Here is an 11,177-nt window from a genome sequence, read left to right as displayed (position 1 = left end):
TGGTCAGCGGGTTCGCGAGAGCCGGGTCGGCCCGGATCGCTATCCGACGCTGCCGGCCAATTCGAAGATCGGCATGTAGAGCAGCAGGACCACCGCGCCCACCGTCGCGCCCACCGCCAGCATCAGCACCGGTTCGAAGACCTTGCTGAGCATCTCGATCGCGCGGTCGAGCGCGCCGTCATGAAACTGCGCGATGTGTTCGCACATCCCGCCCAGGTCGCCGCTCTGTTCGCCGACGCGCAACAACCGTTCGGCAACCGACGTCGTCAGCGCATGCGCGGCGAGCACCGCGGCGACCGGACGCCCTGCGCGCATGTCGGTGAGCGCCGCCGCCAGCCGCCCGCGGAAATGCTCGGGCAACACCTTGCCGGACAGCTCCAGCGCGACGATCACCGGCGTGCCGCCCGCGATCAGCAGGCCGACGGTCCGGTAGAACCGCGTGAGTGCGAACAACGCGCAGATGTCGCGCACTTTCGGCGCGCGCCACATCAGCCGCTGCGCGGCGCGCTTGACGGCCGCCGAGCGCACCGCCAGCCCCGCGCCCACGAACGACGCCACGACCGCCAGCCCGACCGCCATGCCGTTCTCGCGCAGCAGGGTCGCCCACCAGAGCATCGCCTGCGCGGTCGCCGGCAGCGTGGCCAGCGACTCGAACACCACCGCGAAGCGCGGAATCACGAAGAACGCCATGAACAGCAGGATCGCGATACCCACGCCGATCACGACGACCGGATAGATCAGCGCGCCGGTGACGCGCTTGCGAACCTGTTCGATTCGCACTTCGTACTGTTGGTAGCGCTTCAGCACGACCGGCAACTGGCCGCTGCCCTCCGACGATTCGATCGTCGCGACCAGCAGCGGCGGAAAGATCGCCGGTTGCTGCGCCAGCGCCTTCGACAACGGCTGCCCTTCGACCATCACCGCGAGAATCCGGTCGATCACGTGTTTCGCGTCCTTTCCCGAATCCGCCTTGTCGCGCAGCGCTTCGAGCGCCTCGATCAGCACGAGGCCCGCATCGAGCAGCGTCGATAACTCCTGCAGGAACAGCGTCAGCGCAAACTTCGGCGCCGCGCGGCGGCGCCCGAAGCCCGCCTCGCGCCGGATCTCGACCACGACCCGGCCCTGTGCCGCGAGCCGCGCACGCACCTCCGCCTCGCTCGCCCCTTCGGCCGTCTGCTGCGAGACCTTGCCGTCGGCAAGCACCCGTACCCGGAACGTGTTCATCGCGACGGCCTCCGCCATTCGTCGAGTTTCGCGAAGCTCGCCTCACGATCGCTCGTCAGCACCCGGTATTCCTTCCAGACCTTGGTCGCGTAGGCCTTGCGGGCCGGCTCGCGCTTCGGCGAAGACCCGGCGTTGTACGCGCCGACCGCGTTCCAGGTATAGCCGTGCCGATCGATGAAATCGGCGAGGATCGATGCGCCGGTGGCGATCGACGTGCACGGCTCGTCGATCAGCCGCTTGTGCGTCACGCCGACCTTGACAAGACGCGGCAGATGCGTGCTGTTGATCTGCATGAGCCCGATGTCGTAGGTGCCGTTCCGGTTCCAGTTCATCGCGCGCGGATTCATCGACGATTCCACTTTCGCGATCGCGACGAGCAGCAGCGGATCGATGCCATGCTGCTCGCCTGCCCAGGTCCAGCAATCCCTGGCCGCGACGCCGGAGGTGCCGGCGGCGAACAGCGCCACCGCGGCCACCCAGCGACGCAGGCCCTTACATGCCGTAGACGAGGTCTGCATCGAGACCACTCCCGCCAACCCGACCGTCGCGCCCGAGCGATACGATCTCCGCTTCGCCGTCGCGGCCCGGCACGTTCCACTGGTACACGCGGCCCCAGCCGTCCTTCGGCACGGCCTTCGCGAGATACGGGCCGTTCCAGCCGTCGGTGCCCTGCGGCGCCGCGACCAGTGCGTCGAGCCCTTCGTCAGCCGTCGGATAGCGGCCCATGTCGAGCCGGAATTGCGAGACCGCGTCGCCCAGCGTCTTCATCTGCGCTTCCGTCGACTTGACCTTCGCCTTGTCGACCTGCGAGAAGAGCTTCGGTCCGACATAGCCGGCCAGCAGCGCGATGATCAGCAGCACGACCAGCAGCTCCAGCAGGGTGAAGCCCTTCTGGCCCCGTCGTTTCGTCCATTTCAGATAGTTCGGTTTCACGTCGTATGCCCTCGGTAGAGATCCCGGCGCGGCATCGCGGCCGGAGGCCGTCGTGTCGCAGACGGCAGGTGAATCGCGCTTTCGCTGATGCGTATTCGATTGAAGGAAAGCGCCGATCGATGACGTCATTTTCCCGGGGGGCGCCCTGCGCCACCACCTTCCTCAACGAAATATCAATAAGGTTTTCAAGGTGCGGGCCGGTACGCTCCGACCCGAAAAAAAAGCCGCACGCATTGCTGCGTGCGGCTCGTCTCAATGCCCTTTCAGGTCGTTACTTGGCGCAGGCGCCCAGGTCCTTCCACACCTTGCCGGTGTGGTCCGCACCCGTCGAGGCCGGGCTGCCCGGAACCTCGTTCTGCGTCCACCAGCGCGCCTCGTACGTGCGGCCGTTGTGCTGCACCTTCGCGCCGCCCGTGTAGGCCGTGCCCTGCTTCCATTCGGCCTGGCATTGCGCGCCTTCACCGCCGCCCGCGTCGCCGGTCAGCTTGAACGTGGTGGTTTCCTGCTTCAGCGTGCCGCCTTCGATCTGCGACGTTGCCACGGCCGTGTGCTGGCCGGCCTTCGCGTTCGCGATGTCGACGCTCACGTCGCCCTGCATGCGCATCGTCGACGACTTCGAGCCGACCAGCGAATTCGACGCGTCATAGACCTTCACGTTGACGTTCGTGTCCTTCGCGTGATTGAACTTCAGGAAGAACTTCGCGGTCGCCTTGCCGTTCTGGATCTTGAATTCACCGTTGTTCGAGATGCTGAAGCCTTCGTCGAGCCCGCTTTCCGGCTGGTGATCGATCGTCGTCTCGGTGCGCACGATGCCGCTGCCCTTCTTCGAGAACACGTCGTTCTTGCCGAGCGACGGCTCGATGCGACCGTCGCGCTCGACGCCGGCCATCAGGTTCGCCGACTGCACGCGGTTGATTTCCTTCGCGAGCAGCATCGGCCACATGTTGCGTTCGCCCTGCTGCGCGGAGCCGATCGTCACCGTGGTCTTCATCGACGGCACTTCGCCGCTCGACTTGAACACGCGGTTCGTGACCTTGTCGCCGGCCTTCAGGTCCATGATCGGCGCGATGCTGCCGACGTTCGACCACGAGGGCTTGCCCGGATCGGTCGCGCCGCCGTCGTCGGTGATGTTCAGGTCGGCGACGTTGTAGAACATGCCGGCCGTATCGCCGACGTGCCACGTCGTCAGCATCACGTGATGGCCCTTCTTGTCCGCCGGAATCGTGCAGTTGTGCGGGCCGATCTCGTCGGCTTTCTTCATCCCGCCGTCGACCGTGCAGAACGGGTTCAGGTCGAACTGGTCGCGCGTGAGCTTCTCGTTCGGATTCCAGCCCTGCTTCGTCAGGTAGTACTTGAATTCCTTCGTCACGTGCGCCGCGGTGAACGTCCACTTGAACTTCTGCGCGCCCGGCTTGATGCTGGTCTGCTTCCAGCGATCGACCGACTGCTCGTTGAGTTCGCTGAACTGCGTCACGCCGCCGCTCGCGATTTCGCCGTCTTTCGGGCCGGCTGCCGGGAAGCCTTGTTTGCCTTCGATACTTTGCGGCTCATAGGCGACCGAGCCGCAGTTGAAGTTTTCGATCTTCCCCGCCTTCGCGCTGCACAGCAGGCCGCGCGACGGCGGCTCGGACAGGTAGCCATGCGCGAATGCGGCCTGGGCGAAGAACATCGACGCGCAGGCAACGAGCGGCGACAGGGTAAAGAGGGTCTTTTTCGCAGTTCGGGTTCTCATCTGATTTCGTTTGGTTGAAAGTGGGTCAGGGTTGGCTTCGTTCGACGGATCGCGTTCGAACGTCTCGAATGGCGTGACGCATGTTCTGCTGACGAAACGCTGAGTGAAGTATCGGCAAGCGTCTTTCGATCGCGAATCTTCCTCAACGATCTCTAAACGATTCCGTGCCGAGTCATCCGCAGTCCTGACATAGGCATGTCCCGCGTTGACCTGCCCGCGTTTAGATTGCATTGAGATTCGTTGCCGCCCCGCCCTCCACGAAGAAAAATGCGCTGGCATTCGCGACACTTTTTTCAACACCAGGATGGATGGCTATCAAATTGAATTCGAAGAAACCGACTCTTGATCTCGTGGTTCGACGCCGCTCGCTGCGCCGCACGCACATCGCCTATGCGGCACTCGCCGCGGCCAGCGCACTCAGCTTTGCCAACGCCGCGTTCGCCGCCCCCGGCAAACCCAGCCTGAAACAGTACGAAATCACCTCGCAGCCGCACGGCTTCGTCGAAATCGACATGCAGAAGGCAGGCGTCGCGCCGTACAAGGACATCGTCAAGCTGAACAAGAAGGTCGACGTGCCGCTGCCGTTCGACATCTGGAGCAACGGCACCGCGGTGAAGGCGGTCGCGCTGGTCGACGGCGTCGTCGACGCCACGTCCGAAGTGAAGATGACGCCCGGCGGCACGCAGAGCGGCCAGGTGGTCGCGAACGTGAAGACGCCCGGCGTGAAGAAGATGCAGGTGCGCGTGATCGACGCGAACGGCGCGGCGACCGACAGCGCACCGCTCGACGTGGTCGTGTTCGACACGATTCCGGAGCTCGCCGACGATCTGCCGAACAACGCGAGCAAGAACCACAAGCCGTACGCGAACACGTCCGGCTCGGTGGTCGGCACGTACTTCGCGACCTGGTCGATCTACGACCGCAAGTTCAACGTCGACAACGTGCCGGTCGAGAACCTCACGCACATGCTGTACGGCTTCATCCCGATCTGCGGCGGCGCGGACGTGAACGCCTCGCTCGCGAAGGACCTGCCAGGCTCGTTCAACACGCTTCAGCAGAGCTGCAAGGGCCTGCCCGACTTCAGCGTCGCGATCCACGACACCTACGGTGAAATGGCCAAGGCATTGCCGGGCCAGACCGCGAACTCGAAGCTCAAGGGCGTGCTCGGCCAGATGATGGCCGCGAAGAAACGCAACCCGAACATGAAGATCCTGCCGTCGATCGGCGGCTGGACGCTGTCCGATCCGTTCTTCAAGTTGCATGACCCGGCGAAGCGCAAGGTGTTCGTCGACTCGACCGAGCAGCTGCTGCGCACGTGGAAGTTCTTCGACGGCGTCGACATCGACTGGGAATTCCCCGGCGGCAAGGGTGTGAACCCGTCGCTCGGCGATCCGGTGAAGGACGGCCCGCTGTACGTGACGCTGATGAAGGAACTGCGGCAGATGCTCGACAAGCTGTCGCAGGAAACCGGCCGGACGTACGAACTGACGTCGGCGATCGGCGCGGGCAAGGACAAGATCGACGTGGTGAACTACAAGGAAGCCACGAAGTACATGGACTACATCTTCGACATGACGTACGACTTCTACGGTGCGTTCAGCCTGAAGGAACTCGGCCACCAGACCGCGCTGTATGCACCGGGCTGGAAGCCGGACACCGCGTACACGACGCACAATTCGATCCAGGCGCTGCTCGCGCAGGGCGTCGATCCGAAGAAGCTCGTGGTCGGCGCGGCGGCCTATGCCCGCGGCTGGACCGGCGTACACGGCTATGCCGACGGCAATCCGTTCACCGGCACGGCGACGGGTGCGCACAAGGGCCAGTGGGAGCCGGGCATCCTCGACTACAAGAAGCTCAAGGCGGAGATGATCGGGCCGAACAACGCCGGCATCAACGGCTACGAGTACCACTACGACCAGACGGCCGAAGCACCGTACGTATTCAACAAGAGCACCGGCGAACTCCTCACCTTCGACGACGAGCGCTCCGTTCTCGCGAAGGGCGACTACGTGCGCGCCCACCAGCTGGGCGGCCTGTTCTCGTGGGAAATCGACTCGGACAACGGCGACATCCTGAATGCGATGCACAAGGGCCTCGGCCACGGCAATGAAGGCGGCGGCGCGGAAAACCATCCGCCGATCGCGAACGCCGGTGCCGCCATGACCGTCACCGGTCCGGCGACGGTCACGCTCGACGCATCGAAGTCGCGCGATCCGGACGGCGACAAGCTGACCTACAAGTGGGACCAGGTCGCCGGCGCGCCGCTGCAGCTCGCCAACGCGACGAGCGCGAAGGCAAGCGTCGACATTCCGTCGGTCAAGCAGGACACGAAGTACACGTTCCGCGTGACGGTCACCGATCCGGCCGGCCTGAAGGACAGCGCGCAAGTCGTCGTGACCGCCAAGGCCGACACGGCCGTGGAACCGCCGCCGGCGGAAAACCGCCCGCCGATCGCGCAAGTCGGCGGCCCGGCAACGGCTGAAGCCGGCCAGGCTGTCGTGCTGTCGGCAGAGAAATCGACCGATCCGGACGGCGACAAGCTGAGCTTCAAGTGGAACGTCCCGACCGGCATCCAGGCGACGCCGGCCGGCGCGAAGCTGAACTTCACCGCACCCACGCTCGCGAAGGACCAGTCGTTCACGTTCTCGGTCACGGTCAGCGACGGCAAGCTGTCGAGCACCGCGAAGCACACCGTGCTCGTGAAGGCCAAGGATGCGGGCGGCGGTAACGGCGGCGAAGGCGGCGGCAACGGTGGCAACGGTGGCGGCGAAGGCGGCAAGTACCCGGCGTACAAGGCCGGTACGCAGTACAACGCCGGCGACATCGTGTCGAACCTCGGCAAGCTTTACCAGTGCAAGCCGTTCCCGAACAGCGGCTGGTGCTCGGGCGCGCCGACCGCGTATGAGCCGGGCAAGGGCTTCGCGTGGAACGACGCGTGGACGCTCTACGGCAACGACGGCGGCAGCGGCGGCGGTAACGGCGGCGGCAATGGCGGTAACGGCGGCGAAGGCGGCGGCGGCGAAAGCGGCGGCGGTAACGGCGGTAACGGCGGCGGCGAAGGTGGCGGCAGCGGTGGCAACCACCCGCAGTACAAGGAAGGCACGAAGTACAACGCGGGCGACATCGTTTCCAACAACGGCAAGCTGTTCCGTTGCAAGCCGTTCCCGTACACCAACTGGTGCTCGATGGCAGCCTGGGCCTACGAGCCGGGCAAGGGCACCGCGTGGGACCAGGCATGGGAGGAACACAAGGAGTAATGCCCGGTCCGGCCGGCGGCGCCAGCGCGGCGCCCCGGTCAATCCGAACCTGCGTCTCCGGGCGCACAACGGCTGATGCCGATATCGCCCTCGCCTCGCGCGAGGGCGTTTTCGTTTGGGTGTCGGTTGGCGGATGGGCATCCGCAACGCTGCGGACGGGACGGTTGGGAAGGTGCGGGCGATGCGCAAGGAATACGCGGACCGCAAACGCCAGGACCGGCGTCGCCCCGGTGTCATCGCGTCATGTCGATGGCGTCCTCGATCTTCCCGCTGCTTCGCGTCCGGGGTCGCGCCGCGCCTGCGGGATCGGAGTCCGGCTTGGCGGTGGGTCCGCGTCGGAAGACGACACGCGGCCCCCGCGCCTTCGTCTCTCGTGCCGACGTGGCAAGCCATCGCCGCACTGTCCGCTATCGCGCGTTCTCGGCGACGAGCCTCCATCCGCAAGTCTCGTCAGGTCGGCATCGCCCCGGGACGGCTCGATCGTCACGCAGTCCGAAGCGCCGACAGGCGCGCCGGTCTCGTCATCCGCCGTGTCGCGACACGCGCCAGGCCCGAACGCAAAAAAGCCGGGCCCTGTGCGATACAGGGTCCGGCTTTCCATCCATCCGGTTCAATCTCTACCCGACCTCGACGAAGCTGGCGGCCGCACTACCGTTGCGGCCCGGCGCAGCTCACGCGTCTTCGAGCGTTTCCGCAGCGGCTCTCGGCAAGCGCACGATGAAGCGGCTGCCCTGCCCCGGCGTCGACGTCACGTCGATCGAGCCGCCATGGCGCACGACCACGGCCTTCACGAACGGCAAGCCGAGGCCAACGCCGCGGCTGGCGTCGCGGTGCGAGCCGTCGACCTGAAAGAACGGCTCGAACAGGCGCGGCAGCGCGTCGGCGGGGATGCCGATCCCCTGATCCTGCACCGTCATCGTCACCTGCCGATCGTCGGCAGCGATCCACACGTCGACCACCGTACCCTCGTCCGAGTACTTGATCGCGTTGTCGAGCAGATTGGTCAGCGCACGCAGCAGCATGTCGCGATTGCCGGACACGAACACGTCGTCGCCCTCGTAATGCGGGCCTTCGACGCGGATCCGCTTCGCATTCGCGCTGTGCCACAGATGATCGACCGCCTCCGTCGCCAGATCGTTGGCGGACACGGCCACGTAGGCGCGGGTGTCGAGATGCTCGGCGCGCGACAGCTGCGTGAAATCCTGTGCAACGCGCAGGCTGTAGTCCACCAGCTTGTGCAGGTCCGTCAGGAAATCCTCGTCGGTCGCGCCGTCGGCGCCGTTGCGCTCCTCGAGCAGCGACAGCACGGTCGACAGCGGATTGCGCAGGTCGTGCGCCATGTGTCGCAGCGTCAGCCGGTCGCTTTCGACCGCGGCCTTGATGTTGTGGATATCGACGAAGCAGATCATGCTCGCCGTGGAACGATGCTGCTCGCCGTCGCCGAACGGCGTCACCATCATCATCTGCGTGCGCCCGTTCAGCGTCAGCTCCGCCGAGTGAATCTTGCCGCTCGCCTTCGCGATCTGCACTTCGTCGTGCGCGATCGACAGCACGTGCCGGACGGCCGCGTCGCGGTCACCGTCGGTGTCGAACGTCTCCAGCATCGCGCGGCCACCCGCATTGCACAGCAGCAGCCGGCCGTGCTGTTCGACGAAGATCGGATACGGCAACGTCTCGATCATGTCGACGTAGGCCGTCTGCCAGGCGCGAATATGCTGCATCGCGATCTCGACTTCGTCCGCGCTCGGCAGCTCGGTATCGGCGCCCGCCGCGTGCGGCACGCCGGCGAACGCATGCTTGCCGGCCAGCCGGTGCAGCAGCCCGTATTCCTTCAGCATGAACGTCCGCAGGCTGCCGGCACGCCGCCAGCCGCAGAACGCGAAAATCAGCGCGCACACGGCAAACATCGGCCCGAGCGGCATCCAGTACGACCAATGCACCAGCAGCACCAGCGAGACGGAGACGAACGCGGCCATCCACGCGATCGCGACTGCGTACATGCGCCAGCCCGGCACCAGCATGCAGATCAGCAGCATCCCCGTCGCGACCGCGACGCTGACGCCAACCTGGATCGCCGCCGGCTCGCGCCGCAGAATGCGGCCATCGAGCAGCGCCTGCGTCACCAGTGCATCGACCTCGACGCGCCGCAGCCGCCCCCCTTCCGACGTCGACAGGTCGTACACGCCGGAAAGGTCCGACATCGCGTCGCCGATGAAGACGATGCGACCGCGCCACACCGACTCGGGAATGCGCCCTTTCAGCACGTCGACGTATGAATAGCGATCGAGGTCGAAGCGCGCAGGCAGGAACAGCGCGAGCGAACCGGTCTCGACATGCCCCAGATTCGACACGTGGTCCTGCACCTGGTGACGCACGTCGCCGGCCGGCAGCGACGCGCCCGCCACGCGAATCGCCTCCAGCGCCACGTGCGGCAGTTCCGCCTCCGCGTTGTCCGCGTGAATATAAGGCACGATGCCCTGCACCAGATGGTCGCTGCCCAGCATCACGCTGCGCTGGCCGATGGCCGCGGCCGCGGCGCGCAACCGTGACTCGGGCAACAGCACGGTGTCGGCACGCGTGGCCTCCTGCGAGACGTGGGCAGGCAGCACGACGTGCCCTTGCCGCGCGATCGCGCCCGCCAGCGCCTGATCGCCGGACGCCGCGCTGAACATCGTCATGTCGAGCACGACACTCGCGGCAGCACCCAGCCGATCGAGCACCTGCGCATGGGACGTGCGCGCGTAGCTTTCGCCGCTGCCGAGTTCGGCAATCGTCTTCTTGTCGATCGAGATGACGACGACCTCGTCACGATCCCCGTGATCGACGCCGGTCACCACCAGGTTCCAGTACAAACGGTCGAGCGGCGACAGCAACGCCTCGGCGGTCGGCGTGCAGCTGAGCACCGCCAGCAACACCGCGCCGGCCGTGAGCGGCCATACGGCAGGTCGAACGGATGTTGCAGTTTTCAAGACTCGATTGAGCCAGTCAGGCATGGTTTGGTCCACGTTTTTGTTTTGTTCGCCCGAGTTCGTTGCAGCCGCGCACTTCCTGCATGGTTGCGGCCTTGGCCACATTTTTCGTCGCGCTCGCGATCCCGCCACGCAACTCTCGCTCAGGCGGCCCCGGGTCCCTCAACAGGCAACCGCACGGCATGCTGCCGCGGGTTCCAATGTCGCCATGTTGCCGGAACTATCTCGATTTTTATTAGGCACCGGGTCCAATTAGACCTTGTCCCATATGGTTTCTATTTCGTTTCGGACTTGTCTTAATTTTTGCCATCCGGACGGTCGTCAGGACGCGTCGATACCGTGCCGGTGCGCGCCGTTCGGAACCTTCGATCCCGGGTGAGTTCGTGCAGACAATGCGGTTGTTCGCCCCAGGTTGTTCACCCGTGAAGCGATCCTGCCAAACTTTGATGAACGGCGGGAAATTTCGCACCACGTTTTTCCCGACCGAATGGTTTGCCGACGCGCGTCGAGACGAAGCCGGCGTCGGGCTGAATTTTCGCAGCGGGACTGGCCGGCGCCGGCCAGTGTGTGGCGGACCGTTCGACGTGAACACTTTTCATCGCTTTCGATGAAATTGTGTTGACAGCCTCTTCGGACACGCTATAATTGCGTTCTTTCGCGATGCAGCAACAAGCGAAACGTGCCCAGGTGGCGGAATTGGTAGACGCACTAGGTTCAGGTCCTAGCGGTGGCAACATCGTGGAGGTTCGAGTCCTCTCCTGGGCACCATCTGTTTTATAAAAAGGTCGGCTTCTAGCCGGCCTTTTTTCATTTCCGGGCGCGAAAATACGCGCCAATCGCAAAATGGCGTCGTCGCACATGCAAGTGGCGCGCATGCCTGCCTCACCCTCCTTCCCCCGACCGAACAGCGTGCTCAATTATTTTCGTTCGCGACCTGAAATTGTGTTGACAGCCTCTTCGGACACGCTATAATTGCGTTCTTTCGCGATGCAGCAACAAGCGAAACGTGCCCAGGTGGCGGAATTGGTAGACGCACTAGGTTCAGGTCCTAGCGGTGGCAAC

Annotated in this window: 6 protein-coding genes and 1 tRNA gene; 2 read left to right on the top strand and 5 right to left on the bottom strand. The window is 64.9% G+C overall.

Features of this window, described 5'->3' with window-relative positions; translation table 11 throughout:
* Positions 1 to 39: 39 nt before the first annotated feature.
* From LGM89_RS32055 to gbpA, 4 genes are all read right to left on the bottom strand, one after another.
* Entirely contained in the window at positions 40 to 1,224 is a 1,185-nt protein-coding gene (locus tag LGM89_RS32055) for a type II secretion system F family protein (protein WP_089495283.1), read from the bottom strand.
* A complete protein-coding gene (locus LGM89_RS32050) occupies positions 1,221 to 1,742 on the bottom strand; it encodes a lytic transglycosylase domain-containing protein (protein ID WP_226275091.1) in 522 nt (173 codons plus the stop codon). Before LGM89_RS32050 ends, LGM89_RS32055 begins: the two co-directional genes overlap by 4 nt.
* Positions 1,717 to 2,157 carry a type II secretion system major pseudopilin GspG gene (gspG, locus tag LGM89_RS32045; protein ID WP_089425248.1) on the bottom strand — a complete coding sequence of 147 codons (441 nt, stop codon included), beginning with the start codon at positions 2,155 to 2,157 and terminating at the stop codon, positions 1,717 to 1,719. Before gspG ends, LGM89_RS32050 begins: the two co-directional genes overlap by 26 nt.
* 271 nt (positions 2,158 to 2,428) lie before the next feature.
* Positions 2,429 to 3,889 (bottom strand): N-acetylglucosamine-binding protein GbpA, encoded by a 1,461-nt coding sequence (gbpA, locus tag LGM89_RS32040; RefSeq protein WP_089494746.1) that lies wholly within the window; start codon positions 3,887 to 3,889, stop codon positions 2,429 to 2,431.
* Between the two features lie 308 nt (positions 3,890 to 4,197).
* Here gbpA and LGM89_RS32035 point away from each other — a divergent pair, with 308 nt between their 5' ends.
* On the top strand, positions 4,198 to 7,146 hold the full coding sequence (locus tag LGM89_RS32035) for a glycosyl hydrolase family 18 protein (protein WP_319001524.1): 2,949 nt from the start codon (positions 4,198 to 4,200) through the stop codon (positions 7,144 to 7,146).
* 671 nt (positions 7,147 to 7,817) lie between these two features.
* On the opposite strand, the gene LGM89_RS32030 is transcribed toward LGM89_RS32035, so the two are convergent.
* On the bottom strand, positions 7,818 to 10,115 hold the full coding sequence (locus LGM89_RS32030) for a CHASE2 and HATPase_c domain-containing protein (RefSeq protein WP_226275090.1): 2,298 nt from the start codon (positions 10,113 to 10,115) through the stop codon (positions 7,818 to 7,820).
* A 681-nt stretch (positions 10,116 to 10,796) separates the two neighbouring features.
* Here LGM89_RS32030 and LGM89_RS32025 point away from each other — a divergent pair.
* Positions 10,797 to 10,883, top strand: a tRNA-Leu gene (locus tag LGM89_RS32025).
* The last annotated feature ends 294 nt before the right edge of the window (positions 10,884 to 11,177 follow it).

Origin of the sequence: Burkholderia sp. AU31624 (assembly GCF_020420065.1) — a bacterium.
Classification (GTDB): Bacteria; Pseudomonadota; Gammaproteobacteria; order Burkholderiales; family Burkholderiaceae; genus Burkholderia.
The sequence above is the reverse complement of the archived record's forward strand: the minus strand, read 5'-3'. Positions and strand labels throughout refer to the sequence as shown.